This window comes from Mycobacterium sp. (genome assembly GCF_032159775.1).
Lineage (GTDB): Bacteria > Actinomycetota > Actinomycetes > Mycobacteriales > Mycobacteriaceae > Mycobacterium.
Genome location: NZ_JAVHWK010000053.1, coordinates 1 through 25,497, shown reverse-complemented (window position 1 = coordinate 25,497; position 25,497 = coordinate 1). Strand labels below are relative to the sequence as shown.

The 25,497-nt window shown below is 66.0% G+C and carries 23 protein-coding genes; 13 read left to right on the top strand and 10 right to left on the bottom strand.

All coding sequences use genetic code 11. The features are described 5' to 3' along the window. Window positions 1-5: 5 nt before the first annotated feature. A complete protein-coding gene (locus QOJ24_RS05560) occupies window positions 6-722 on the bottom strand; it encodes an enoyl-CoA hydratase/isomerase family protein (protein WP_526259905.1) in 717 nt (238 codons plus the stop codon). Between the two features lie 81 nt (window positions 723-803). Here QOJ24_RS05560 and QOJ24_RS05555 point away from each other — a divergent pair, with 81 nt between their 5' ends. From QOJ24_RS05555 to QOJ24_RS05520, 8 genes are all read left to right on the top strand, one after another. After that, the gene (locus QOJ24_RS05555) at window positions 804-2,363 is read left to right on the top strand and encodes an AMP-binding protein (protein ID WP_526259903.1); all 1,560 of its coding nucleotides are present in this window, start codon (window positions 804-806) and stop codon (window positions 2,361-2,363) included. A gap of 68 nt (window positions 2,364-2,431) precedes the next feature. Next, a complete protein-coding gene (locus tag QOJ24_RS05550; protein ID WP_526259902.1) occupies window positions 2,432-3,622 on the top strand; it encodes an amidohydrolase family protein in 1,191 nt (396 codons plus the stop codon). Continuing rightward, window positions 3,619-5,088, top strand: a complete 1,470-nt coding sequence (locus QOJ24_RS05545) for a FadD3 family acyl-CoA ligase (protein WP_526259900.1) — start codon at window positions 3,619-3,621, stop codon at window positions 5,086-5,088. The genes QOJ24_RS05550 and QOJ24_RS05545 overlap by 4 nt, the downstream gene beginning before the upstream one ends. A gap of 141 nt (window positions 5,089-5,229) precedes the next feature. After that, window positions 5,230-6,060 carry an Rv1363c family protein gene (locus tag QOJ24_RS05540; protein ID WP_526259898.1) on the top strand — a complete coding sequence of 277 codons (831 nt, stop codon included), beginning with the start codon at window positions 5,230-5,232 and terminating at the stop codon, window positions 6,058-6,060. Beyond that, window positions 6,057-6,686: a hypothetical protein gene (locus QOJ24_RS05535; protein ID WP_526259896.1), complete on the top strand. Its 630-nt coding sequence runs from the start codon at window positions 6,057-6,059 to the stop codon at window positions 6,684-6,686. The genes QOJ24_RS05540 and QOJ24_RS05535 overlap by 4 nt, the downstream gene beginning before the upstream one ends. 13 nt (window positions 6,687-6,699) lie before the next feature. Then, the gene (locus tag QOJ24_RS05530; RefSeq protein ID WP_526259894.1) at window positions 6,700-7,665 is read left to right on the top strand and encodes an enoyl-CoA hydratase/isomerase family protein; all 966 of its coding nucleotides are present in this window, start codon (window positions 6,700-6,702) and stop codon (window positions 7,663-7,665) included. 1 nt (window position 7,666) lies between these two features. After that, a complete protein-coding gene (locus QOJ24_RS05525) occupies window positions 7,667-8,794 on the top strand; it encodes a CoA transferase (RefSeq protein ID WP_526259892.1) in 1,128 nt (375 codons plus the stop codon). After that, the gene (locus QOJ24_RS05520; protein WP_526259890.1) at window positions 8,788-10,071 is read left to right on the top strand and encodes an amidohydrolase family protein; all 1,284 of its coding nucleotides are present in this window, start codon (window positions 8,788-8,790) and stop codon (window positions 10,069-10,071) included. The genes QOJ24_RS05525 and QOJ24_RS05520 overlap by 7 nt, the downstream gene beginning before the upstream one ends. On the opposite strand, the gene QOJ24_RS05515 is transcribed toward QOJ24_RS05520, so the two are convergent. From QOJ24_RS05515 to QOJ24_RS05505, 3 genes are all read right to left on the bottom strand, one after another. Then, the gene (locus QOJ24_RS05515) at window positions 10,064-10,594 is read right to left on the bottom strand and encodes a DoxX family protein (RefSeq protein WP_526259888.1); all 531 of its coding nucleotides are present in this window, start codon (window positions 10,592-10,594) and stop codon (window positions 10,064-10,066) included. The genes QOJ24_RS05520 and QOJ24_RS05515 overlap by 8 nt on opposite strands. A 46-nt stretch (window positions 10,595-10,640) precedes the next feature. Continuing rightward, on the bottom strand, window positions 10,641-11,063 hold the full coding sequence (locus QOJ24_RS05510; RefSeq protein WP_526259886.1) for a PPOX class F420-dependent oxidoreductase: 423 nt from the start codon (window positions 11,061-11,063) through the stop codon (window positions 10,641-10,643). Window positions 11,064-11,274: 211 nt separating this feature from the next. Beyond that, entirely contained in the window at window positions 11,275-11,781 is a 507-nt protein-coding gene (locus tag QOJ24_RS05505; protein WP_526259885.1) for an AfsR/SARP family transcriptional regulator, read from the bottom strand. Between the two features lie 175 nt (window positions 11,782-11,956). Between QOJ24_RS05505 and QOJ24_RS05500 the strand changes: the two genes are divergently transcribed. Both QOJ24_RS05500 and QOJ24_RS05495 read left to right on the top strand, forming a co-directional pair. Beyond that, window positions 11,957-13,243, top strand: a complete 1,287-nt coding sequence (locus QOJ24_RS05500; RefSeq protein ID WP_526259883.1) for a low temperature requirement protein A — start codon at window positions 11,957-11,959, stop codon at window positions 13,241-13,243. A 162-nt stretch (window positions 13,244-13,405) separates the two neighbouring features. After that, the gene (locus QOJ24_RS05495; RefSeq protein ID WP_526259881.1) at window positions 13,406-13,825 is read left to right on the top strand and encodes a ChaB family protein; all 420 of its coding nucleotides are present in this window, start codon (window positions 13,406-13,408) and stop codon (window positions 13,823-13,825) included. Between the two features lie 3 nt (window positions 13,826-13,828). On the opposite strand, the gene QOJ24_RS05490 is transcribed toward QOJ24_RS05495, so the two are convergent. After that, the gene (locus QOJ24_RS05490; RefSeq protein ID WP_526259879.1) at window positions 13,829-15,106 is read right to left on the bottom strand and encodes an MFS transporter; all 1,278 of its coding nucleotides are present in this window, start codon (window positions 15,104-15,106) and stop codon (window positions 13,829-13,831) included. Window positions 15,107-15,431: 325 nt separating this feature from the next. Between QOJ24_RS05490 and QOJ24_RS05485 the strand changes: the two genes are divergently transcribed. After that, complete coding sequence (locus tag QOJ24_RS05485) at window positions 15,432-16,154, top strand: MerR family transcriptional regulator (protein WP_526259877.1); 723 nt, start codon at window positions 15,432-15,434, stop codon at window positions 16,152-16,154. Window positions 16,155-16,169: 15 nt separating this feature from the next. Here QOJ24_RS05485 and QOJ24_RS05480 read toward each other — a convergent pair whose 3' ends face one another. The 5 genes from QOJ24_RS05480 to QOJ24_RS05460 form a co-directional block, all read right to left on the bottom strand. Beyond that, a complete protein-coding gene (locus tag QOJ24_RS05480; protein ID WP_526259875.1) occupies window positions 16,170-16,970 on the bottom strand; it encodes an ABC transporter permease in 801 nt (266 codons plus the stop codon). Beyond that, window positions 16,970-17,809: an ABC transporter permease gene (locus QOJ24_RS05475; protein WP_526259962.1), complete on the bottom strand. Its 840-nt coding sequence runs from the start codon at window positions 17,807-17,809 to the stop codon at window positions 16,970-16,972. Before QOJ24_RS05475 ends, QOJ24_RS05480 begins: the two co-directional genes overlap by 1 nt. 38 nt (window positions 17,810-17,847) lie before the next feature. Further along, window positions 17,848-19,035: an ABC transporter substrate-binding protein gene (locus QOJ24_RS05470; protein WP_526259873.1), complete on the bottom strand. Its 1,188-nt coding sequence runs from the start codon at window positions 19,033-19,035 to the stop codon at window positions 17,848-17,850. Between the two features lie 2 nt (window positions 19,036-19,037). Then, window positions 19,038-20,132, bottom strand: a complete 1,095-nt coding sequence (locus QOJ24_RS05465; RefSeq protein ID WP_526259871.1) for an ABC transporter ATP-binding protein — start codon at window positions 20,130-20,132, stop codon at window positions 19,038-19,040. 99 nt (window positions 20,133-20,231) lie between these two features. Further along, a complete protein-coding gene (locus QOJ24_RS05460) occupies window positions 20,232-21,392 on the bottom strand; it encodes an alpha/beta fold hydrolase (protein WP_526259869.1) in 1,161 nt (386 codons plus the stop codon). A 111-nt stretch (window positions 21,393-21,503) separates the two neighbouring features. Here QOJ24_RS05460 and QOJ24_RS05455 point away from each other — a divergent pair, with 111 nt between their 5' ends. After that, complete coding sequence (locus tag QOJ24_RS05455) at window positions 21,504-22,241, top strand: glycoside hydrolase domain-containing protein (RefSeq protein WP_526259867.1); 738 nt, start codon at window positions 21,504-21,506, stop codon at window positions 22,239-22,241. Between the two features lie 537 nt (window positions 22,242-22,778). Continuing rightward, on the top strand, window positions 22,779-25,497 hold a 2,719-nt coding region (locus tag QOJ24_RS05450; RefSeq protein ID WP_526259865.1), incomplete at its 3' end, for a fatty acid synthase subunit beta domain-containing protein.

Sequence of the window (25,497 nt, the reverse complement as noted above, 5' to 3'; positions counted from 1 at the left end):
GCCCGCTATTTGTCGCGCTTCATCACCTTGTCCGCGGCGGTCCAGTGCTCGTCGGAGACCCACAACCGCGCAAAGGCAGAGACCGCCTCGGTGGTGGGGACGCCGCGCATCACGCGCTTGATCTCGCCCGCAGGCCGGTGGGCCAAAGCCTTGGCGATGGTCCGCGACTCGCCGGCGAAGGACGCGCGCGGGATCAGATGATCGACCAGCCCGCTGCGCTGCGCCTCCTGCGCGGTCAGGATCATGCCCGTGCCCGCAAGAAGGAGTGCCTTGCCGAAGCCGACCAACGCGGCGAGCCGCTCTGCGCCGCCCCACGCGGGCATGATCTCGAGTGCCGCCTGGTTGAAACCGATCCTGATGTCGTCGGCGGCCAGTCGGATGTCGGCCGCCACTGCCACCTCTGCGCCACCCCCGAGTGCGTGCCCGTTGAGTGCCGCGACGGTCGGGCCGGTGAAGCCGGCGATGCGGTCGCAGATCGAGCGCATGCGCCACGCCATCGCGCCCGCGTCGCGTTCTGTGCGCAGCGCGCTGAGCTCCTTGAGATCGCCGCCCGACACGAATGCCCGGTCGCCTGCGCCGGTGATGACAAGAGCGGCAGCACCCTGCGCCCCGTCGAGTGCCTTGTCGAACTGGTCCATCGTCTCCAGCGAGATGGCGTTGCGGGCGTGCGGGCGGTCGATGGTGATGACCGCCAAACCCTCGTCCATCTCCAGGTCGACCATCGGGCGTTCTCCGTCTGCGGTATTGGCATTCTCTCTAGCGGAGAATAGCATCACGACCGAACGGAGGTGCCGCAGCGCGCGATGCGAAAAGTCCCTGTAAAGCTGACGAAACGCTACGAAGACGAAGGGTGGTGGCGGCCCGAGACACTCGGTGATCTGATCGCCGACGGCCTTGCCGCCAACCCGGCCACCGGCTTCTGGGTGCACTCGGCGGTTCGGCCCTACGAGGGCACCTTCGCCGATGTCGAGTTGGCTGCCCGCCGTCTTGCCGCCGGTCTGCGCGCGCGTGGTGTCGGGCCGGGCGACGCCGTCGCGATTCAGCTGCCGAATTGGGTGGAGGCGGCGGTGGCGTTCTGGGCCTCTGCGTTCCTCGGTGCGGTCGTGGTGCCGATTGTGCACTTCTACGGACGCAGGGAACTGAGCCACATCATCCCCGCAGCGCGGCCGAAGGTGTTCATCACCGCCGAGGAGTTCGGCCGGATGAAGTATCAGCCGGACCTGTGCACGGACGTGCCGATTGTCGGCCTTGTCGGGGCCGACGTGGCGGCGCGCGAGGAGCACGAGCACCGCTTCGACGACCTGCTGGCCGATGAGCCCCTGGCAGGCACCATCGCCGCCGACCCGGCCAGCCCGGCACTGATCGCGTTCACCTCCGGCACGACGAGCAAGCCGAAGGGCGTCATCCACAGTCATCAGACGCTCAGCTTCGAAACCCGCCAGCTGCTGGCCAACTACACGCCCGACCGCGGCAGACAGCTGACGGCCACACCGGTCGGGCACTTCATCGGGATGCTCGGCGCGTTCCTGATTCCCGTTCTGGAAGGCGCATCGATCGATCTGTGCGACGTGTGGGACCCCGGCAGGGTGCTCGAGTTGATCGACAGTGATGGCCTGTCGATCGGCGGCGGGCCGCCGTACTTCGTCACCAGCCTGCTCGACCATCCCGACTGCACTCCCGAGCACATGTCGCGTTTCAAAACCGTCGGCCTCGGCGGATCCACCGTCTCGCCAACCGTCACCCGCCGATTGGCCGACATGGGCATCTTCGTGTTCCGCTCCTACGGCAGTTCCGAGCATCCGTCGATCACCGGATCGAGTCGGGATGCACCCGAGGACAAGCGACTGTTCACCGACGGCGATGTCCGGCCCGGCGTCGAGATCCGGCTCGGTCCGGACGGCGAGATCTTCAGCCGCGGACCCGATCTGTGCCTCGGCTACACGGACGACGCGCTGACGGAGCAGGCCTTCGACGCCGACGGCTGGTATCGCACGGGCGATGTAGGTGTCCTCGACGACGACGGGTACCTGACCATCACCGACCGCAAGGCCGACGTCATCATCCGCGGCGGTGAGAACATCTCTGCGCTCGAGGTGGAAGAGGTGCTGCTGGGGATGCCGGCAGTGGCCGAGGCCGTGGTGGTTGCGACGCCAGACGACCGGCTCGGGGAGCGGACGGCCGCGGTGCTGCGACTGCGGGAGGGCCACGATATGCCGACCCTCGACGAGGTGCGCGACCACTTCAAGTCGGCGGAGATCGCGATCCAGAAATGGCCCGAGGAACTGCACCGGGTAGACGACTTTCCGCGCACCGCGAGTGGCAAGGTGCAGAAGTTTCTCGTTCGCCAGAGCATTCGTGGCTGAGCAGACGAGCACATTGCATTGAGCAGGTTGTGAGAATAGGATTCTCCCAAGACGATAAGGAGTGTTTCATGGGGCAGCTTTCGCATCGCGTTGACATCCCGTTTCCGCTGTTCGACGCGGACAACCACCTGTACGAGCCGCCGGAGGCGATGACCAAGTACCTCCCGAAGGAGTACAAGGACGTCGTCCAGTACGTGGAGATCAACGGCCGCACCAAGATCGCGTTGAACGGCCACATCAGCAACTACATTCCGAATCCGACCTTCTCGGTGGTTGCCAAACCCGGCGCCTGGGAGGAGTACTTCAAGTTCGGTAATCCCGACGGCAAGAGCAAGCGCGAACTGTTCGGTGAGCCGATGAGGGCCATCCCGGCGTTCTTCGAACCTGCTCCGCGGCTGGAGAAGATGAACGAGCTGGGGCTCGACCGCTCGCTGATGTTTCCAACCCTGGCCAGCCTGATCGAGGAGCGACTCAGCGACGACCCGGTCGCGATTCACGTCATCATTCATTCGCTCAACCAGTGGCTCGACGAGGTGTGGGGCTTCAACTACCAGAATCGGATCTTCACCACCCCGGTGATCACGCTGCCGATCGTCGAGAAGGCGATCGAGGAGCTGGAGTGGGCGGTCAAGCGTGGCGCTCGCGCGATCCTGATCCGCCCGGCCCCGGTGCCCGGTTTCCGCGGCCCACGGTCGTTCGCGCTGCCCGAATTCGATCCGTTCTGGGAGCGGTGTGTGGAGTACGACGTGTTCGTCGGCATGCATTCCAGCGACAGCGGCTACTCCCGCTACACGTCCGAGTGGGATGGCGGCGCCCAGGAGATGCTGCCGTTCCAGACCAATGCCATGTCGATCCTCAACGAGTGGCGCCCGATCCAGGACGCGGTCGCCTCCTGGGTGATCCACGGCGCGCTGTTCCGGTTCCCGAAGCTGAAGGTGGGCATCGTCGAGGCCGGCTCGAAATGGATGTTCCCGCTGCTGGACTCCATGGCCGAGGTCTACAAGAAGGCGCCGGAGGCGTTCCCCGGCAACCCGATGGAGGAGATCAAGAACCGCATCTTCGTCAGCCCGTTCTACGAGGAGGGCATCGACGATCTGATCAATCTGATTGGTGTGGACCAGGTGCTGTACGGATCCGACTGGCCGCATCCAGAGGGGCTGGCGGAGCCGACCCACTACGTGACGGCGCTCGAGCACCTCTCCATGGAGGATCAGGCGAAGATCATGGGCGGCAACCTGGGCCGGCTCGTCACGGTGTGACGTACACGTACACCCGACGCTGGGAGACCATCCCCGAGATGGTCTTGAGTGCGGCGGACCGTTTCGGCGATGCAGAGGCGGTCGTCGACGGCCCGCTTCGGTTGTCCTACACCCAGGTTGTCGACCGAATACGCTGCGCCGCAGGGGCGTTCAAGGACCTGGGGATCAACAAGGGTGAGCGGGTCGCGCTCTGGGCGCCGAACTCCGCGGAGTGGATGATCGCCGCGTTCGGTCTGCTGACCGCGGGCGGCGTGCTCGTTCCGGTCAACACGCGGTTCAAGTCGTCAGAAGCCGACGACATCATCGGCCGCAGCGGCGCCAAGGCGGTGCTGACCCAGCAGGGTTTCCTCGGTCAGGAATACACCGCGCCTGCGAACGTGCCGGTGATCGATGTGAAGTCCGGTTTCCTCGCCAGCGGTTCGCCTTTCGCGAACGACGTGAGCGGCACGGACATCTCGGACATCATCTACACATCGGGCACCACCGGCAGACCCAAGGGTGTGATGATGAATCATGGGCAGAATCTCCGCCTGTACGCAGAGTGGTGTGAGCTAGCTGACCTGCGCGAGGGCGACCGCTACCTGATGATCAACCCGTACTTCCACACCTTCGGGTTCAAGGCGGGTCTGATCTCCTCTTTCATCCGCGGTGCGACCATGGTTCCGGTTCCGGTGTTCGACATCGATGAGGTGGTGGAACTCATTGAGGCCGAACAGATCACGATGCTTCCCGGGCCGCCCACGTTGTATCACTCGTTGCTGGCGGTCGAGGACAAGAGCAAGCTGAAGACGCTGCGTGCCGGGGTGACCGGATCGGCGGACATTCCGGTCGAGCTGATCCGGCGGGTGCACGACGAGCTGCCCTTCCAGACGTTGGCGACCGGCTACGGCCTGACCGAAGCGGGCACCGTGACGCTGTCGCGGCCGGGCGATTCGTTCGCCGACATCGCCACCACCGCGGGCGTGCCGTGCGACGGGGTAGAGGTTCGCATCGCCGAGGACAGCGAGGTGCTCGTCCGCGGCTACAGCGTCATGCAGGGCTACCTCGACGATCCGGTCGCGACGGCTGACGCGATCGACGACGACGGTTGGTTGCACACCGGCGACCTCGGCAGGTTCAACGACGACGGCAGGCTGTTGATCGTGGGGCGAAAGAAGGACATGTTCATCGTCGGCGGCTTCAACGCGTACCCCGCCGAAATCGAGGGCTTTCTGCTGGAGCATCCCGCCGTCGCGCAGGCGGCGGTCATCGGTGTGCCCGACGACCGCATGGGACAGGTCGGCAAGGCATTCGTCGTGCTCAAGGGCGGTCAAGAGGACTTGTTGACTGCCGAAGACGTGGTGTCATGGAGCAGGGATCGGATGGCTGGTTTCAAGGTGCCGCGGTACGTAGAGTTTCTGGACGAGCTACCGCTGAATGCGACAGGCAAAGTGATGAAGGACCAACTGATCGAGAGTAAGCGCTAAGCGCTCGCACAGCCTGTAAATAGCATTTCCGCAGGACATGCTCAACTTCTGCAGATTTGCGCGTCATGTATCGTCGCGGCGATACCGAAAATAGAAAATGCCATTCTCATTGAGCACAGTGCTTACCGGACAGGAGGTTGCATGCGGTCCCGGAAGCAGACTCCGCCGGATTTGAAGGGCGACCACGAGGACGCCACGGCAGGAGGAACCGAATCCGTCGACGATCTCGCGGCGGAGGAGGCGGAGGCCGAAGCAGCCGAAGCCGAGGCGGTCGCCGCCGCCGCCCGTGCGCGCGCGCGGGCGCTGCGCCTACGCCGCGAGGCCGCCGAAGCCAAGGCAGCTGAGCAGGCTGAGACCACGGCGGCCCCCCAAGCAGATCCCGACGAGACCGACGGCGAAATAGGCGAAGCCGCGGAGACGCAGGACGAAACCGCTGTCGGCTTGACAGGCGAGCCTGCCCGGCGACGCGGCGGCGTGCGGATCCCGGTGCCGTCGTGGAAGGCGATTGCCGGTGCACTCACGGTCGTCGTAATCGCTGCGCTGCTGACCGCCTGCGGCTACATGTACTGGAGCCACCGTCAGGTCCAGGCCGACCAACAGCGCAGAGCCGAGTTCGAGGCAGCTGCCCGCCAAGGCGTCATCACCTTGATGTCACTGGACTACACCAAGGCCAAGGAGGACGTGCAGCGCATCATCGACAATTCGACCGGCCAGTTCAAAACTGACTTTCAGAACACCGCAGAGGACTTCATCAATGTGGCCGTCGAATCGAAGGCGATCACCGAAACCACCGTGGCAGGAACCGCCGTCGAATCGATGACCGACGACACCGCGACCGTCATCGTCGCGGCATCCTCCCGCGTCACCAACGCTGCCGGCGCGAAACAGGAACCGAGGGCTTGGCGGCTCAGCGTGAATCTGGCGCGCGACGGCGAACAGATGAAATTGGCGAAAGTCGAGTTCGTACCGTGACCGATGAGAAGGACGTCCCGGAAGTGGACGCGGCCGAGGGTGACGAGCCGGCGTCGACCGCCAAGGAGAGCGACGCCATCGAAAAGCAGAAATCGAAGGCGCCGCCGAGGCGCAGGGTCCTCGGCGGAGTCGGGCGTGGTGCCAGAAGGCACTGGGTCGCCGTGGCTTTGACGGTCGCGCTGGTCGCCGCGGCGGCGCTGACGGGGTGGATGTTCGTCTCGGTCTACCAGCAGGATCGTGGGACCGATGCCGAGGCGATGCAGTCCGCAATCCGGTCCGCATCCGACGGCACCGTGGCTCTGCTCTCGTACTCGCCGGACAGCCTCGACAAGGACTTTGCGACGGCCAAGAGCAAGCTCACCGGCAGCTTCTTGTCGTACTACACCCAGTTCACCGAGCAGATCGTCGCGCCTGCGGCGAAGCAGAAGGCCGTGAAGACGCAGGCCGCAGTCGTCCGCGCAGCCGTGTCGGAGATTCGACCGGAGAAGGCGGTGGTGCTGGTCTTCATCAACCAGACGACCCAGAGCAAGGACCGGCCCGACGCCAGCTTCATCAACAGCGCGGTGCGGGTCACCATGCAAAGGATCGACGGCGGCTGGCTCATCTCGTCCTTCGACCCGGTGTAAGCCGCGCGGGGCTGTGCTCGTCGTTGACCTAGGCGACCCGCCGACCGATTCGCAAGCCCCGACCGGGGTGGTCGTGGCGGTGGGGTCCGCCGCCGACATCGCATCACCGGCCGCCCGACCGTGGGTCGAACACGCCACCTTCACCCTGACCGAGGGCAAAGTCTCCGACCGTCGCGTCATCACCGTCGAGTCGGTCGCGGCCGCGATCACCGAACTGACCACCAGGTTTGAGATGTGGCCGCAGGCCGCGACCGTGTGCGATGACGTGTTGCGGTCGCTCGACCCCGACGCTCCAGCGCTGGCGGGGGTGATCACGGAATCGCTCGGGTACTCGACGCTGCAGTCCGGCGGCGAGTTCGCGGCGTGGTGCCGGCAGCGCGGACCCGCTTCGGCGCCGGTCATGCCGGACCCGGTGGTGGCCGAGCGGGACGGCGACTTGCTGCACATCCGGTTCAACAGGCCCGCGCGGCACAACGCCTTCTCCAACGATGCCCGTGCGGCGCTGCTCGAGGCCCTCGACATCGCCCGCCATGACCCGTCGGTCGCTGAAGTGATCCTGTCCGGCAATGGGCCATCGTTCTGCAGCGGCGGCGATCTCGCGGAGTTCGGCTCGTTGCGCGACCCGGCCAGCGCGCACGTTGCGCGCGTCCGGCACAGCCCGGCTCTGGTGCTCGACGAACTCGCCGGGAGGCTCGGACCGCGGTGCTGGGCACGGGTGCACGGCCAGGTGCTGGGCAGTGGACTGGAGATGGCCGCGTTCTGCGGCCGGGTCACGACCCACCCGGACGCGGTGCTCGGCCTGCCCGAGATGAGCCTCGGATTGATCCCCGGCGCGGGGGGTACCGTCAGCGTGGCGCGCCGCATCGGCCGTTGGCGCACGGCCTACCTGGTGTTGTCCGGTCGCACGATCGACGCGCAGACCGCACTCGACTGGGGTTTGGTAGACGCGATCGAGTCGGCACAGACCGATGCAGAATGACATGGTGGGCTCGTTAGGCATCTCCGACGCCGTGCTCGCACGTGCACAACGGATGGCCGACGGCATCCGAACGGCTGCGGCGGATCTCGGCGGCGCCCTAAGCGTCGACGCCGACGAGATACTCACCGGGCGAGCGGGACTGCTCGGGCTGACACCGGCCGGGCGGGTCTCGGCAGGCGGCTCGACGCGGCTGCTGTCCAGCCGGGACGGCTGGTGCGCGCTCACGCTCTCCCGCCCCGATGACATCGAGACAGTTCCGGCACTACTCGAACTAGCCGAGCAACCGACCGACGTGTGGACGGCAATGGCCACCTGTGTGGCGGGGCGGGACGCCGGCGAGTTCGTGGCGAGGGCACGGATGCTCGAACTGCCCGCCTCAATACTTGGCGAAGTCGGTTATGCCTCAACGCGTTTCGTTCCTGTCGGGCAGCGGGCGGCGCGGGCGGTGTCGGACCTTTTGGTCGCTGATCTCTCATCGATGTGGGCCGGCCCACTGTGCGGGCACCTACTGGCTGCGGCCGGGGCGACCGTCGTCAAGGTCGAGGGCCGCGGCAGACCCGACGGTACCCGCCGGGGAGACCCTCGATTCTTCGACTGGATGAACTCGTCGAAGTTGTCCTACGCCATCGACTTTCTCGACGATGACCTGCGCCCACTGCTGGAGGCCGCCGACGTGGTGATCGAGGGATCGCGACCTGCCGCGCTGATCCGCCGCGGCCTCGGACCCGACCAGGTGCGAGGCCGCCACGGTCGGATCTGGCTGCGCGTCACGGGTTACGGCACCGAAGGGGAGTGTGCCGACCGGGTCGCTTTCGGCGACGACGCCGCCGTTGCCGGAGGCCTCGTCGGCGCGGGCGTCGAGTTCGTCGGCGATGCCATCGCCGACCCCTTGACCGGCCTGGCTGCAACCGGCGCTGTGCTCGATTCGCTCGGGCGTGGAGGCGGCGAGATCGTGGAGATCGCCCTCGCAGAGGTGGCCGCCGACTATGCCACGTTGCCGCTCACCGTGAACTCGAAAAGCGCTCGGCCGCCTCGCATTCCGAGACTGCCGCGTGTGCCTGCACCTGACCTCGGAGCGGACAACGGGCGTGTGCGCGAGTTGGTCGAAGCCAGGCTGACCACGTGCTGATTCGCCATGCCGCTGTGCCGGACGGTCGGATCGTCGATATCCGGGTCGCGGAGCGGATCGTCGAAATCGCCGATCGGCTCGACCCCCTCGACGCCGAGCAGGTGATCGATGCCGCCGCCGGTGCAGTGCTGCCCGGGCTGCACGACCATCATCTGCATCTGCGGGCGATGGCCGCCGCACTCGATTCTCTGGTGGTCGGGCCGCCGGCCGTCCGAACGAAAGCGCAAATGGCGCAGGCCTTGAGGCTGGCCGAGCCCGGGCCGGATGGGTGGATTCGTGCCGTCGGGTACCACGCCTCGGTCGCAGGCGAGCTCGACCGCGAGCAACTCGACGCCCTCGTCGCAGACTTACCGCTACGGATCCAGCACCGCAGCGGTGCGATGTGGATCCTGAACTCGGCGGCGCTGACCCGCGTCGGGCTCAGCGATCATCCGGACGGCAGGCTGCACAGCGCCGACGACTGGGCGGACGCACTCCCGCGCCGGGCGACGGCGCTGGCCGATATCACCCGTCGGCTCGCCGGCTACGGCGTCACCGGAATCACCGATGCCACACCGGATCTCACCACCGAAGACGTAGCGTTGCTCTCGGTGGCACATAGGCGGGCGGAGATCCCGCAACGGCTGCACTTCCTTGCGCCAGGAAAGCGGATCCTGCACGACGACCGGCTCGATGTCGACGAACTCATCGATTGGGTGCGCGGTATCCACGACGACGACGTGCCGGTGGCGCTGCATTGCGTCACCCGCGCCCAACTGGTCGTCGCGCTCGCGGCCTTGCGGTCGGCGGGCGGTCATCCGCGCGACCGCATCGAGCACGCGGCCGTGGTCCCCGACGACATGGTCGCCGACCTGGCTGAGGTCGGGGTCACCGTCGTCACCCAGCCGAACTTCGTCGCCGAACGCGGCGAACACTATCTGCGCGACGTGCCGACCGGCGATCATTCTCAGCTGTGGCGGGTGGGATCGCTTCTGCGCGCGGGTATTCCGCTGGCCGCGAGCACCGATGCACCGTTCGGCGGGATGGACCCGTGGGCAGCGATGCGAGCCGCGGTTCGCCGCAGCACCGCGGGGGGAAAGGTGCTCGGACCCGACGAGCGGATCTCCGCCAGGGAGGCATTGCGTCTGTTTCTGGGGCATCCCGATCGGCCGTCTGTGCCACGCACCGTCGAGGTCGGTCAGCCGGGCGACCTCATCGTGCTGACACCGGGCGCCGACGTCGAGGCGCTGGCGTCCGATATGGTCGCCACCACCGTCATCGGGGGACGGGTCAGTTAGCGTCGGCCGGGTGTGGCGGCCGATAGAAGAGCACGAGTTGGCCGATCCCGCCCGCGAGTCCCAGGCCGGCCGCGATCAGCAGCCCCCACCAGCCATGCAGGAAGTCATAGACACCGGTGCCGGAGAACAAGACGTGATCGAGGCTGAACCGGCCCGCGCCGAGCCCGCCGAGGGCGACCGCACTGACCGCGAGAATGAGGTTGTACTCCCAGCCCTCCTTGACGATGAAGAAGCCGTTCGCGCGGTGCACAGTCCACGCCGCCACCAACATCAGCGCGACGAAACCCGCAGCGGGAATCGGGGTGAGCAGCCCGACGGCCAGGCCGAGGCCAGCCGCCATCTCGGTGGTCGCGGCGATGCGGGCGTGCAGCACGCCGGGTTTCATCCCGATGCTCTCGAACCAACCGGCGGTCCCGGCTATCCGGCCGCCACCGAAGAATTTGTTGTATCCGTGTGCCGCCATGGTGAGGCCGAGGCACACGCGCAGAATCAACAGCGCAGTGTCATAGGCATAGCCGTCCATAGCTGACAAACCTAGTTCATTGTGTAAACCACCGCGTGCAGCCCCACTACTGCGCCAGGTCGAACGCCTTCAGTACTTTCGTCGGCTGCAGCCGGACCACCACCTCGCCCGGCACGCCGTTGCGGCGGCCGTACTCGTCAGCGCGGTCGGCACCCATGTAGCGGGCGCCGGTGCGGGTGGCGATGTCGACCAGATCGACCGGATCCTCGCTGATCGTGACGGTGCCCTGCACTTGGACGAACGAATACGGCGGCCGCTCGTCGTCCACGCAGATCACCGCTCGTGAGTCACGGGCGAGTGCACGACCTTTGGCGGTGTCCTTGCCGGTGTTGAAGGCAAGAGTGCCGTCGTCGACGACGAACCAGACGGGTGCGACCAGCGGGCGGCCGTCGGATGCCGTGTAGCCGAGCTTCCCGGTCCTGGTGCCCTCGGAGATGAAAGCGATGACATCGTCGGTGAGTTCGTTCACCAAACCGAGGCTAGTCTTCGGCGTGCCGCTCGTAGTCCCAGCGTTCGAGCCGGGCCTGCAGCTCGTGTACGCCGAGCGCGGCGATCGGCGCCGCCAGGCTCAAGCAGGTCACGAGGAGGGCGTTCACGGCTGTCGTCCAATCTCTTTGGTGTGTATCTATTTGACGACAAAAGCGTACGAATCGTTCACACCGACACGCACGCGTAATTGACTACCCGTCTTGCGCGCACGAACCCGTGAGCGCTTCGAGCGCGTCGAGTCGCAGCTCACGGTAGGTCTCGCGGGCGCAGGCATTCCAGTCGTCGGTCCACCCGTCGAGCAGCGCGCCCGCCCGCAAGAGGGGGTGCAGTTCGGCTGCGAGGTCGCGGTCCGGGTCCGCCGGTTCACAATGGCCCACCAGCTGCCCGATCAGATCCACCGAGTCATGCCAGTCCACCGACACATCCGGCGCGATGGCGATCGATTGCGGCGTCACAACGATCAGCGCCTCAGCGCCGAGTGGCCGCAGCCGCCACAGGGTGGTGCGTAGCCGGGCCGTCGCCCGATCCGGCCGTGTCGTCGGCCACAGAGTCCGACACGTCCAACTGCGTGGCACTGCTCGGCGTTTCAGCGCCGCGAGCGCAACAAGACGCTGACACGAGGGTGGCAGGTCGAGCAGCTGACCGTCGCGATAGACCTCGAACCCACCCAGCATCGTGACTGTGAACTGTTCTGACATTGCGACCTGCCTTCCGCCTGATCGGGCTTCTGCAGTTGATGATGCGAAACCCGGGTCGCAGTGGCATGCGTAGTCGACTACCTGTTCCTGCGTTGCTCCGCGTAAAAGATTGCGCGTGTATATGACGCGCGGGCGCCTGGACAGTGCCGCTCAGGCTGGGCAAACTCTGCAGATCATGAGTGAGGTTGAGTCGCACCGGCCGGAAAAGGTCGAGGTGCATCGAGTCCGCAAGATGTCCGGGCGCGACCCCGACGAGACGCATCGGGCGGCGACACCGCTCGAGTTGCTCTTCGACCTCACGTTCGTGATCGGATTCGGCATCGCGGCCTCTGAGTTCGCCCACCAGCTTGCAGAAGACCACGTCGGGATGGGGTTGGCCTCCTTCGTGTTCGCGACGTTCTCCATCTGCTGGGCATGGATCAACTTCAGCTGGTTCGCGTCGGCCTACGACACCGACGACTGGATCTACCGGCTGACCACGATGCTGCAGATGGTCGGCGTCATCATCCTGGCGCTGGGCCTTCCCGCGATGTACGCCTCGATGGCCGAAGGAGAGCATGTCGACAACCGGGTGATGGTGGCCGGCTACGTGGTGATGCGAATCGCATTGGTGGCGCAGTGGTTACGCGCGGCCAGGCAGGATCCGCTGCGCCGAACGGCGTGCCTGACCTACGCCACGGTCGTCACCGTCGCGCAGATCGGCTGGATTGCGATGATCCCCGTGAGTACGTCGGTCGTCACCACATTCGTGTGGGCAGCGCTGTTGATCGCCTTCGAGATGTTCGGGCCGTGGCTGGCCGAACGACGCATGGGCGGCACGCCATGGCACGCCCATCACATCGCGGAACGCTATTCGCTGCTCACGATCATCGCGCTGGGCGAGGGTGTCGTCGGCACCGTCGCATCGCTGTCGGCCGTCGTCTCGGCGCAGGGCTGGAGCGTGGCCGCCGTCCTCGTCGCGGTGGCGGGCACGGGTCTGACGTTCGGCATGTGGTGGGTGTACTTCATCGTGCCGCAGTCGCAGCTGCTGGCTGCTCGGCGCGAGCTGTCCTTCCGGTTCGGTTATCTGCACCTTGTCGTGTTCGGGGCGATCGTGGGCACCGGCGCAGGCCTGCACGCGGCGGCCTACTACGTCGAGCACCACTCAAAGCTCGATGCGGTGGGCACCGTGCTCTCGGTGGCGATACCGGTGGCCGTCTACATCGTGGCCGTTTATCTGCTCTACGCATCGTTGGTACGCGCGCGCGACGCCTTCCACCTGCTGCTTGTCGGGCTCACCACGGCGGTGCTTGTGGTGGCGGTGATTCTGGTCGACAGGGGCATGTCGATGGCCAACGCGCTGCTAATCGTCATGCTGGCGCCTGCTGTGACGGTCGTGGGGTACGAGCTGCTCGGTTACCGGCACGCCGAGGAAGCCATCGCAGCGCGTTTAGCCGATGACGAGCCGGGTAAGTCCTCCTAGTAGCCGTCGAAGTCGCGCGGGTATGCAAGCGGCACCATTGTCTCGCGAGGGCGAGTACTGGAGTCTCCTGGTCAAGAAGCGGCCGTGGCTCATTTGAGGTCGACGAACCAACCCGCGCCTTCGGCGGCTACCTGAATGTCGGCCACGACGCAGGAGTACGCCATGCCGAAGACAACGTCACGGGGCACCGCGAAGAAGAGCGAGTTGCCGAGCACACTGCTGAAGTCGCCTGCGAAGGCGCAGCGCACCTTCGCCAAGGCGCATGATGCGGCCGTCGAGCAGTACGGCGAAGGCGAGCGGGCGTACCGTGTGGCCTACGACGCGCTGAAGCACAGCTTCGAGAAGGTGGGCGACCACTGGGAGGCGAAGGCCGAGAAAGGCCCGTCCGACACGCGAGCCCGCAGCGGTGGCCCGAATCCCTCGGGCACGTCGGCCGAAGGTGTGGACGCCAACGCCTCGAAGGCGCATCTGATGGAAATTGCACGGCGCCTCGATATTTCGGGACGCTCGACCATGACGAAAATCCAGTTGGTAAACGCGATCAAAAAGGCCAACCGGCGGGAAAGCGCCCGCAACAGGTAATCGCTAGCCCGTCGCCGCTGGCGTCGAGGGGTGGGCCTCGAATCCCTCCAGCAGATTTCGTTCGTCACGCATCTGTCTCCGCGCCTTCGTGCGGGTGATCAAGATGCCGACCGTCGCCAGCGCCCAGATCGCGTACTGGACCGTCCAGGCGAGCCGGAACGACTCGAACGAATAACCACCGACCGCCCCGATCATCAGGCCCATCGCCTGCATCACCAGCAGGGAGGCCAGGAAGCCGCCCATGTTGACCATGCCCTGGGCGGTGCCGAGCGTTGCACTCGGATTGAACGTGCGCGCGAAGTCGAAGCCGACCATCGAACCGGGTCCGCCGACCGAGATGACGATGACGAGCAGCGTCAGCAGCCAGAGTGGGGCGTCCGACGGCAGCGCCAGCACGACTGTCCAGACCGCGGCATTGCTCGCGATGATCGCCAGCACCAGCCGTGACCGCCGGTGAGGCTTGCGCCCAGTGAAGATGCCGATGACGATTCCCGAAAGGATGGCTGCGACGACCGAAAGACTCAGCAGGGTGCCTGCGACGTGAACCGAGAGCCCCTGCCCGACCGTCAGGTAGGGCAGGCCCCACATCAGCGCGAAGACGGTCACCGAGAATTGCGTGCCCATGTGGGTGAAGAATCCCAGTCTGGTCCCGGGTCGCAGCCAGACGATCTTGACGCTGACCAGGATTTCGCGCACGGAGGTCGACGGAGGCGGGGCGACCTTGCCGTTCGGGGTGTTCTTCACCAGAGCAAGCGTCAGCGCAATCGACACCACACCGAGCGCGACCACCGACAGATATGCCGCGGTCCAGCCCCGGCCAGCGAGCAGCGCCAGGAACGGCACCGCAGAGAGCACCTGTCCGAGCTGGCCGCAGATGCCGGTCAGCTGGGTCACCAACGGAACCTGGTCCGGCCTGAACCAGTGCGGCACCAGCCTCAGCACCGAGATGAATGTGACCGCGTCGCCCAGTCCCACCACCGCGCGGGCCGCGATCGCGGCGGGCAGCGACTCGGTGAACGCCAGCGTCAGCTGGCCCGCGGCCATCAGCGTGGCGCCCGAAAGTATCAGCACCTTGGAGCCGAAGCGATCGAGCAGTAGGCCCGCGGGCACCTGCGCACCCGCGTAGACGACGATCTGCAGCACGACGAACGACGACAGCACGCCGGGGCCTGCGGTGAACCGGTCCCCGGCCTCCAGGCCGGAGACGCCGAGAGTGGTGCGGTCCAGTACGGCGACGATGTAAGCCAGGAGTCCGGCGGCCCAAACGATCCAGGGACGCACGCGGAACCTCTCGAAGAAACTTGTCTGGGCAAACTTGCTCTTTCATCGTCCCGTAGCGGCGTGCCGATGCGCCAATTCATTAGCGGTGAGATCACTCACCGGGCCGCCGGGAATAGCCCGCGGCCACCCTGAAAAATTGGCTGAAACTGCACACTCGTGTAGTACTCGTTAGCTCGACTGGGCCATATCTGCAGATGGATGGGCATGGCTAACCTAACCTCGGCATTCTGACCGAACCGCTCGAAACTTCGCTCAAGATCACGCATGGCGTACTACAGTGTCGTCATGCGAGGAGGCCGCCCCCGTCGCCGTTTGGTGCGCCGCTTTGGCTGAGTACCGACTCGACGACCTTGCGCGCATCTCTGGAGTCAGCTCGCGCAACATCCGCGCGTATCGCGAACGCGGCCTGCTCGACCCGCCGCGGCGCCAGGGCCGATCGGCGTTCTACGACGACTATCACCTGTCTCAGCTGAACACCATCAATCAGTTGCTCCGCAAGGGGTTCAACAGCGCGCACATCGCCGAGTTTTTCGCCCGTATGCGCGAAGGCCACGACTTGGCGGCCATCCTCGGCGTCCAGCAGGCGATTCTGGGCAGCAAAGCCGACGACTCCGTGGCCGAAACCGTAGCTCTCGATCTCGATCCGGCAAGTGACGAGGCGCAGCGGCTTGTCTCGTGTGGACTCGCTGAACTCGTGGAGAACTCGGTCTCCCTCGTTCATCCGGGGATGGCCGAGATCGTCACGCGGTCAACGGATCAACTCTCCTACGTCCAGATGATCCTGCGGGTGGTCGACTCCACCGGCGGCACGATCGACGAACTCGCGGCCACGCTCGTCGGTGCGATCGAGGACGCCCTTGCGGCCCGCTACGGGTCCGGGTACGTGCCGAAGCCCGAAGAGTCCGACGAGGTAGCCGGGCTCATCGCGGACTATCGCGATCTCGGCATCGCGGTGGTCACACACCTGCTCGACAAGGGGTTGCGACGGCAATGGTGTCTGCCGTCTCGGACTATACGACCGGGGTCGTCGCGCGCGAAAACCGGCTAACGGCCAACTCGTAGATCACACCCGTGTCGTCGCGGGATCGCCGCCGAACCTCTGGGCCAGCCACACCGGGATGATCGCAACCAGGGTCAACGCCGCCGCGACGACGTTGATGACCGGTGCCTGGTTGGGCCGGAACAGGTTTCCGAAGATCCAGATCGGCAGGGTCTGCACGGTCGGACCCGCAGTGAACGTCGTCACCACGATTTCGTCGAAGCTGAGCGCAAAGGCCAGAATCGCGCCCGCGACGAGCGCGCCGCGCATCATCGGGAAGGTCACGTATCGAAATGTCTGCCACGGCGAGGCGCCGAGGTCGGCCGATGCGTCCTCGAGGCTGGCCCCGAGCCGCCGCAGCCGCGCCTGCGTGTTGTTGAAGACGATGACGACGCAGAACGTGGCATGGCCGACGATCACCGTTGCCAGGCCCAGCGTGACGCCGAGTGCCGACGTGAAGGTCGCGTTCAGCGCGATACCGGTGACGATGCCGGGCAGCGTGATCGGCAGCACCACAAGGAAACTGACGACTTCGCGGCCGAAGAACCTGTACCGCTGGACGGCGAAGGCGGCCATGGTACCGAGGACCAACGCGATCGCCGTGGCCCCGAGGCCCACCACCACCGAATTGGCGAGCGATTTCCACATTCCCTCGCTATGCCATGCGACCACCCACCACTGCGTCGTGAAACCGCTCGGCGGGAAGGCGAAGGTGCGCGACGAATTGAACGCGTTCACGAGCACCAGGGCCAGCGGGACGTAGAGGAACAGCAGAATCAGAACCGTCCACGCCCGAACCGCGCGTCGCGCGCCGCCGGACAGCATCAGACGTTCTCCAGCGCGCCGGTGCGGCGCATCGCGAGCAGGTACAGGATGATCGCGGCAAGCGGAATGATCGACAGCGCCGCGGCCAGGGGCTGATTGTTGGCGGTCACCAACTGGCCGTAGATGACGTTGCCGAGCAGTTGCGTCTTGCCTCCCACGATGGTCACCGCGATGTAGTCACCCAGTGACAGCGAGAAGGTGAAGATCGATCCCGCCGCGATACCGGGAAAGACCAACGGCGCCATCACCATCCGCAGCGTCGACAGGTCGGAGGCGCCGAGGTCGGAACTGGCGTCGATCAACGAGTCTGGCACTCGGTCGAACGCCGCGAACACCGGGATGATCATGTAGGGCAACCACAGGTACGCCAGCGTGATCACGGTGGCCGTGAGGCCGTATCCCGGCGTGTAGCCGCCGGCCCACGCCAGCGGTCCCTCGGGGGAGAGCAGCATCCGCCACGCGTACGCCTTCACCAGGTAACTGGCCCACAGCGGCGTCGTCACCGCGATCACCAGCAGTAGTCGCATCCGCGGTGAGGCCACCTTGGCCATGTACAGCGCCAGCGGCACCGCCAGCACGATGCAGATCGCCGTCACCAGGAGGGCCACGCCGAGCGTGCGCAGCGTGGTGACCCGGAACACCGTCTCGGTGAACGCCTGCACGATGTTGTGGGTGGTGAACTTGTGTACCACCGCGCCGGTGAAGCTGTTGGTGCTCCAGAACGCCGAGACAAGAAGCACGGCAAGCGATCCCAGGTAGGCCAGCACCAGCCAGGCCATCGGCGGTATCAGGAGGAAGGCAAGCGCTATCCGGCGCCGGAGCCGAGTTGGCGGCGACATTCGAGTGGGCGTCGACACCGAGATGGGCGCGGCCTCTGTTACCCCTTGATCTGCTGCCACTTGGTGACCCACTCGTCGTAGGTCGTGCAGTTGTCACCGCTGCCGTCGACGCAGTTCTTCTGCGGCGTCGTCCAGTAGTGGATCTGCGCCGCGTAGTCGGCGTCCGTCGCGTGGAAGATGTCGCAGAAGTCCTTCTCGGTGGTGAACTCGCACGCCTTGGTCTGTGCCGGCGCCTCGCCGAAGTATTCGGCCACCTGCGCGTTGATCTTGGGCGACGTGATCCAGTCCATCCACTTGTACATGCAGTTCGGATGCGCGGACTTCGACGAGATCATCCAGGTGTCAGACCATCCCGTGGCACCTTCCTTCGGAAGCACGGTGTTCACCTGAACCTTGTTGTCGGTGCCGATCAAGTTGGCGATCACCTGCCATGTGGTGCCGATCACCGATGTACCGGACTCGAACGCCTGCACTGCTTTGGTGTAATCCGCCCAGTACTCGCCGATGTTCTCGCGCTGCTTCTTGAGCAATTCGACTGCGGCGTCGAGCTGTTCAGGCGTCAGCGAATACGGGTCCTTGATGCCCAGCTCCGGCTTCGACTTCATCAGATACAGCGCCGCGTCGGCGATGTAGATGGGAGAGTCGTATGCGGTCACCTTGCCCTTGTACTTGTCGCCGCCTTCGAAGACCGCACTCCACGAGTTGGGCGCATCCCGCACGACGTCGAGGTTGTACATCAACAGGTTGGCGCCCCAGCCGTGGGGGATCCCGTACATCTGGCCGTTGACCGAGTTCCACGACTTGTCCTTGAGGAAGTCGGAGATCGTCGCGTAGCTCGGCACAAGGTCGGTGTTCACCGGTGCGACATCACCGGCGTAGATCAGCCGCAGCGTCGCGTCACCCGATGCCGACACCCCGTCGTACTGCCCGCTGCGCATCAGCTGGACCATCTCGTCAGATGTGTTGCCCAGCTTGACGTTGACCTGACAGCCGGTCTGCTTCTCGAACGGCGTCACCCAGTCGACGGTCTTGTCGTTGGAGCCGTCTTCGGCATAGCCGGCCCATGCGATGAGGTTCAGCTCACCCTCGCCGTCACCGACCGAGCTCAGCTGTTCCAGCTTCGGCGGGGACTCACCGGTGCCGCCGGAATCCTCGGAGCCCGAACACGCGACGATCAGTGCGGCGCACGCGCCGAGCACAAGACCCATCCGGACGGTTGCTTTCATGGCTACTCCTCGATTGACAGTTGATGAAGGGCTTTTTCGGGCCACGCCAACGTGATTGGGGTGCCGTGCGCAAGATCCGGCGGTAACCAGGTGCTGGCCGTGAGCACGGTGGCGGTCAAGGTGGCCCCCGAAGGGGTCGACGCCGCGATCTTCGTGGTGGGGCCGGCGTAGATGACTTCGAGCACCGTCGCGTCCACCGTCCGAACGCCGGGGACGGGGTCGGTGCCCGGAGCGAAGACCGCGATGCGTTCGGGCCGCACGACGAACGTGCCCGCCCGGCCGACGAGAGCCTCGGCGTCGGGCCCGTCGAGCACGTTCGAGGTTCCGACGAAGTCGGCGACGAACCGGTTCGCCGGGTTCTCGTAGACGTCGCGGGCCCTTCCGATCTGCTCGATCCGGCCGTTGTTGAACACCGCCAGCCGGTCGCACAGGGTCAGTGCCTCGTCCTGATCGTGGGTCACGATGACGAACGTGATGCCGACCTCGCGCTGAATCTCCTTCAGCTCGATCTGCATCTGTTCGCGCAGTTTGAGATCGAGTGCGCCGAGCGGCTCGTCGAGCAACAGCACCCGGGGGCGTCCGACCAGTGCGCGCGCCAAGGCCACCCGCTGCCGCTGACCGCCGGACAACTGCGCGGGACTCCTGGACGCCTCGCCGCTCAACCGGACCATGTCCAGCGCATCGGAAGTGCGCCTGCGGCGTTCGTCGCGCGCGACTCCCTTGACCTTGAGCCCGTACTCGACGTTCTGGGCAACGGTCATGTGGGGGAACAGGGCGTATTCCTGAAAGACGGTGTTGACGTCGCGACGCCGCGCGGGCAGGGCGGTGACGTCCACGCCGCCAAGGCGGATCGTGCCCGCCGTCGGTTGCTCGAAGCCCGCGACCATGCGCAGCACCGTGGTCTTGCCGGAGCCGGATGGGCCGAGGATCGCGAACAGCTCGCCGTCGCCGACGGTCAGGTCTGCGCCCTCAACGGCGACCACCTTGTGACGGCCGTCGCCGAACTCTTTGCAGACGCCGGTCAGCTCGATTTGCGGATCGCCAACGGCGGCGGCGGGATCTGAGCGCTGCTGGCCGCCGGCCATCCCCGAGGGCATTGGGAGATCCTACGAATTCCGCGGTGTACCCGCAGCCTCATGCGCGATTTCGGCGTGCTCACCCACGCTGAGCGCGTGTTTCCGCGCCGAAATCGCTCCTCAGGTCACCGTTGCGAAGAAAGTCCGGATGTCGGAGACGAGCAACTGCGGTGTCTCCATCGCCGCGAAATGGCCGCCGGTGTCGAAGTCGCTCCAGTGCGTGACGTTGTGCCACTTCTCGCCGACGCTGCGGATTGCTAGATCCTCGGCGAACACCGCGACCCCGGTGGGCACGCCCGACGGCGGCGGCATCGCCCTGGCGTGGGTGGTCTCGTAATAGAGGTTGGCCGACGAGCCTGCGGTTCCGGTGAACCAGTACACCGACACGTTCGCGAGCAGGCGGTCGCGCGGGACCGCATCATCGGGCAGCTGCTTGCCGGCGTTCGTCCACTCCTTGAACTTCTCCACGATCCACGCGAGCTGTCCTGCGGGCGAGTCGGTGAGCCCATAGCTCAGGGTCTGCGGTCGGGTGCCCTGGAGTTTGAAGTAGCCGGCCTTCTCGGCGGCCCAGTCCTGCGCCCGTGCCACCCGGTCGCGTTCGAGTTCGGTCATCGATGCCAGGTCCGCGGCGGTCAGGCCCTTGCCGGGCATGAAGCCGAACGCGACGGCATTGACGTGCACACCGATCACGCGGTCCGGGGCGATGCTGCCCATCACCGGGCCGATGAACGAGCCGTAATCGCCGCCCTGTACGCAATACCGGTCGTAGCCGAGGGCGGCCATCAGCTCGGTGAATGCAGCAGCGATGCGGGTCGCGGTCCAGTCGGCGCCGGACAGCGGGGTCGAGAAGCCGAATCCGACGAGGGACGGGACGACGAGGTGATACGCCTGCGCGGGGTCCAGCCCGTGGGCGCGGGGATTGCTCAGCGGGCCGATCACGTCGAGGAACTCCACCACCGATCCGGGCCAGCCGTGCAGAAGGATCAGCGGCCGCGCGCCCGGTTCCGGTGACTCGATATGCAGGAAGTGGACCGTCTGGCCGTCGATCTGGGTGCGGAATTGCGAATGGTTGTTGAGCTCGGCCTCCTGCCCGCGCCAGTCGAAGCCGTCGGCCCAGTAGCCGGCCAGCTGTCTGAGGTAGTCGACGGGTACGCCGCGCTGCCACGGTGTGCCCGGCAACTGCTCGGGCCAGCGGGTCGCGGCCAGCCTGGCCTTCAAATCGGCGAGGTCGGCGTCGGCGATCGCGATGCGGAACGGCTCGAAGGTGAGCTGTGCGGTCATCCCGCGATCATGCGGCATGCCTGCCGCGTCTGGTAATTCTGCGAATCTTGATGCAAGTGTGACCAGTGGCGTTGAAGTGAAAGCAGAGGTTTCTGTCGTACTCTGTGGCACGTGTCCGAGCGCAATTCGACCTCCCGCTCGGTGTCCCGTCGGACGGTCCTGAAGTATGCGGCCGCGGCCCCGGCGGTCCTCGCCGCGTCGTCCTTGGTGCCGCCGCCACAGGCGCAGGCAGCGCCGCTGGGCATCCTGCTGGACTATGCGGCAGGCGTCATCAAAGCGGCCGATATCCGCGCCGCCGGTGCGCACGGAGCTATCCGCTATGTCTCCGATCGGCGGCCCGGCGGCGGCTGGATGCTTGGCAAGCCGATCCAGCTTCCCGAGGCCCGCGACCTGTATCAGAGTGGCCTGAAGATCGTCTCCTGCTATCAGTTCGGCAAGCAGGACACCGCGGACTGGCTCGGCGGACAGAACGCCGGTGTGCTGCATGCCAAGCGCGGCTGGCAATTGCACGTAGCCGCGGGCGGCTCCTATGGCGCTCCGATCTACGCGTCCATCGACGACGACCCGTCATATGAGCAGTACAAGCAGCAGGTTGAGCCCTATCTGCGGGCCTGGGAGACGGTCCTCGGCCATCAGCGGGTGGGTGTTTACGCCAACTCCAAGACCATCGACTGGGCGCTGCAGGACGGGCTGGGGGCCTACTTCTGGCAGCACAACTGGGGTTCGCCGAAGGGTTTCGTCCATCCCGCAGCACACCTGCATCAGGTCGAGATCGACAAGCAGAACGTCGGCGGCATCGGCGTGGACATCAACCACGTCCTCAAGCCCCGGTTCGGTCAGTGGGACTAAAACTTACCGATCGGTAATAAGGGCCAGCAAACTTTCTTCGGTGGCTGGCGCGCCCGACTAGACAATTTTCGTCGATGTGTCGCTTCCGAAGCTGTCCGCGAAGCGCCGCGAGTGAGGCGAAATTTCTACATAACGATTTGATAACAGTCATGCTTTGATCTGCGCTGTTTCGCCTACTCGACCGTAACCACGTGCATGCAGGACGTTTGTCTTGGAAGGCTTCAGCCGTTGTCGGAGTCGCTGTTACCGAACGCGTGGTTACCCGAGCGTAGAACTCGCCAGTAACCATTTAGGGCGGAAAAATGACACTCACTCTTATGACACTCTTAGTGGGGCTGGAGTGTCCGAGGGACGGTCCCCAAAGGGCCGTCAGACCGTTCGCCCCGCGGGACGTGTCCAACGCCAGTCGGGATTCGACGACGAATCACGTGTGGCCCCCCGCAGGGGCCGGGCCGCGCAACCCACCCGACGACAGCCCACAGACGACGAAGTGCGACGCAAGACGTGCGAGAAGCAGGACTGAGGAGATTACAAAACGTGACGATCAATGAACATGACCGCGTGTCCGCCGGCCACGACGACGAGTCGGGTGCCCCACAGGCCAGCCACGCCCTTGTCGATCGTCTGACCGCGGGCGAGCCCTACGCGGTCGCGTTCGGTGGCCAAGGCAGTGCCTGGCTGGAAAGCCTGGAGGAACTGGTGTCCTCGGCCGGTATCGAGGCCGAGTTGGCGACGCTGGTGGGTGAAGCTGAGCTCCTGCTTGAGCCGGTCGCTCGAGAGCTGATCGTCGTGCGGCCGATCGGGTTTGCGCCCATGCACTGGGTCCGCGCGCTGGCGGCCGAGGAGGCCGTGCCGAACGCCAAGCACCTGACGTCGGCCGCTGTCTCCGTGCCCGGCGTGCTGCTCACCCAGATCGCCGCAGTGCGCGCGCTGAGCCGCCAGGGCATGGATCTGGCCGCGACACCGCCGGTCGCCGTCGCAGGGCACTCACAGGGCGTGCTGGCAGTGGAGGCGCTCGCAGCCAAGGGCGCCAAGGATGTGGAACTGCTGGCGATGGCACAGCTGATCGGCACCGCAGGCACCCTGGTGGCCCGACGCCGCGGAATCTCCGTGCTCGGTGACCGCCCGCCGATGGTGTCGGTCACCAACGCCGACCCCGCGCGCATCGCCGAGCTTCTCGAGGAGTTCGCGCAGGACGTCCGCACCGTCCTGCCGCCGGTGCTGTCGATCCGCAATGGCCGCCGGTCTGTCGTCATCACCGGAACCCCCGAGCAGCTGTCGCGCTTCGAGCTCTACTGCCAGCAGATCGCCGAGAAGGAAGAAGCCGAGCGCAAGAACAAGATTCGCGGCGGCGCGGTGTTCAACCCGATGTTCGACCCGGTCCAGGTCGAGGTCGGCTTCCACACCCCGCGGCTGTCGGACGCCATCGACATGGTCGGCAACTGGGCACAGGCCGTCGGACTCGACGTCGACCTGGCCCGTGAGATGGCCGAGGCCATCCTCGTCCGCCGCGTGGACTGGGTCAGCGAGATCGGCGAACTGCATGAGGCGGGCGCCCGCTGGATCCTCGACCTCGGACCTGGCGACATCCTGACCCGGCTGACCGCGCCGGTCATTCGCGGACTCGGCGTCGGCATCGTGCCCGCCGCCACCCGGGGCGGCCAGCGCAACCTCTTCACCGTCGGGGCCGTGCCCGAGGTGGCCAAGCCGTGGTCGAGCTACGCCCCGACGCTCGTCACCCTTCCCGACGGATCGGTGAAGCTGTCGACGAAGTTCACCCGGCTGACCGGGCGGTCGCCGATCCTGCTCGCGGGCATGACCCCGACCACCGTCGACGCCAAGATCGTGGCGGCCGCCGCAAATGCGGGCCACTGGTCTGAGCTCGCAGGCGGCGGGCAGGTCACCGAAGAGATCTTCGACGGCCGCGTCGCCGAGCTGACCAAGCTGCTCGAGCCTGGCCGCGCCGTCCAGTTCAACTCGCTCTTCCTCGACCCCTACCTGTGGAAGCTCCAGGTCGGCGGCAAGCGGCTGGTGCAGAAAGCGCGCCAGTCCGGTGCGCCCATCGACGGCGTCGTGGTCAGTGCGGGCATCCCCGAACTGGAGGACGCCGTTGCGCTGATCGAGGAGCTCAACGAGGTCGGGATCAGCCACGTCGTGTTCAAGCCGGGCACCATCGAGCAGATTCGTTCGGTCATCCGGATCGCCGCAGAGGTGCCGACCAAGCCGGTCATCATGCACATCGAGGGCGGACGCGCCGGCGGACATCACTCCTGGGAGGACCTCGACGACCTTCTGCTGGCCACCTACTCCGAGCTGCGCTCGCGGTCGAACATCACCGTATGCGTCGGCGGCGGAATCGGCACCCCCGAGCGGTCGGCCGAGTACCTGTCCGGCCGTTGGGCCCAGGACTACGGCTTCCCGCTGATGCCGGTGGACGGCATCCTCGTCGGCACCGCCGCGATGGCGACGCTGGAGGCGACGACGTCGCCCGCCGTCAAGCGGATGCTGGTCGAGACCGGCGGCACCGATCACTGGATCAGCGCAGGAAAAGCGCAGGGCGGCATGGCTTCCAGCCGCAGCCAGCTCGGCGCCGACATCCACGAGATCGACAACACCGCTTCGCGTTGCGGCCGGTTGCTCGACGAGGTCGCCGGTGACGCCGAGGCCGTCGCCGACCGCCGCGACGAGATCATCGCCGCGATGGCCAACACCTGCAAGCCGTACTTCGGCGACATCGGCGAGATGACGTACCTGGGGTGGCTGCAGCGCTACGTCGAGCTGGCCATCGGCGACGGCAACAGCACCGCCGACACCGCCGCGCCCGGCAGCCCGTGGCTCGCCGACACCTGGCGTGACCGGTTCTCCGAGATGCTCAAGCGCGCCGAGGCCCGCTTGCACCCGAAGGACTTCGGGCCGATCGACACATTGTTCAATGATGAAGCGCTGCTGGAGAAGCCGCAGCAGGCGATCACCGCCCTGGAGGGCCGCTACCTGGACGCGGGCACCATCAAGCTGCACCCGGCCGACGTGCCTTTCTTCGTCCAGCTCTGCAAAACGCCGGGAAAGCCGGTTAACTTCGTGCCCGTCATCGACAAGGACGTGCGGCGCTGGTGGCGCAGCGACTCGCTATGGCAGGCCCATGACGCCCGCTACGACGCCGACCAGGTGTGCATCATTCCCGGTACTCAGGCCGTCGCAGGCATCACCAAGGTGGACGAGCCCGTCGGCGAACTGCTGGACCGTTTCGAGAAGGCGT

What these genes read in the sequence shown, in the direction of transcription:
- QOJ24_RS05505 (WP_526259885.1), bottom strand. Translation starts at nt 11,781, where the DNA reads ATGTCAGAACAGTTCACAGTCACGATGCTGGGTGGGTTCGAGGTCTAT.
- QOJ24_RS05525 (WP_526259892.1), top strand. Translation starts at nt 7,667, where the DNA reads ATGGTGGGCTCGTTAGGCATCTCCGACGCCGTGCTCGCACGTGCACAA.
- QOJ24_RS05480 (WP_526259875.1), bottom strand. Translation starts at nt 16,970, where the DNA reads ATGCTGTCCGGCGGCGCGCGACGCGCGGTTCGGGCGTGGACGGTTCTG.
- QOJ24_RS05460 (WP_526259869.1), bottom strand. Translation starts at nt 21,392, where the DNA reads ATGACCGCACAGCTCACCTTCGAGCCGTTCCGCATCGCGATCGCCGAC.
- QOJ24_RS05560 (WP_526259905.1), bottom strand. Translation starts at nt 722, where the DNA reads ATGGTCGACCTGGAGATGGACGAGGGTTTGGCGGTCATCACCATCGAC.
- QOJ24_RS05555 (WP_526259903.1), top strand. Translation starts at nt 804, where the DNA reads ATGCGAAAAGTCCCTGTAAAGCTGACGAAACGCTACGAAGACGAAGGG.
- QOJ24_RS05540 (WP_526259898.1), top strand. Translation starts at nt 5,230, where the DNA reads ATGCGGTCCCGGAAGCAGACTCCGCCGGATTTGAAGGGCGACCACGAG.
- QOJ24_RS05515 (WP_526259888.1), bottom strand. Translation starts at nt 10,594, where the DNA reads ATGGACGGCTATGCCTATGACACTGCGCTGTTGATTCTGCGCGTGTGC.
- QOJ24_RS05470 (WP_526259873.1), bottom strand. Translation starts at nt 19,035, where the DNA reads ATGAAAGCAACCGTCCGGATGGGTCTTGTGCTCGGCGCGTGCGCCGCA.
- QOJ24_RS05550 (WP_526259902.1), top strand. Translation starts at nt 2,432, where the DNA reads ATGGGGCAGCTTTCGCATCGCGTTGACATCCCGTTTCCGCTGTTCGAC.
- QOJ24_RS05465 (WP_526259871.1), bottom strand. Translation starts at nt 20,132, where the DNA reads ATGCCCTCGGGGATGGCCGGCGGCCAGCAGCGCTCAGATCCCGCCGCC.
- QOJ24_RS05495 (WP_526259881.1), top strand. Translation starts at nt 13,406, where the DNA reads ATGCCGAAGACAACGTCACGGGGCACCGCGAAGAAGAGCGAGTTGCCG.
- QOJ24_RS05500 (WP_526259883.1), top strand. Translation starts at nt 11,957, where the DNA reads ATGAGTGAGGTTGAGTCGCACCGGCCGGAAAAGGTCGAGGTGCATCGA.
- QOJ24_RS05475 (WP_526259962.1), bottom strand. Translation starts at nt 17,809, where the DNA reads ATGTCGCCGCCAACTCGGCTCCGGCGCCGGATAGCGCTTGCCTTCCTC.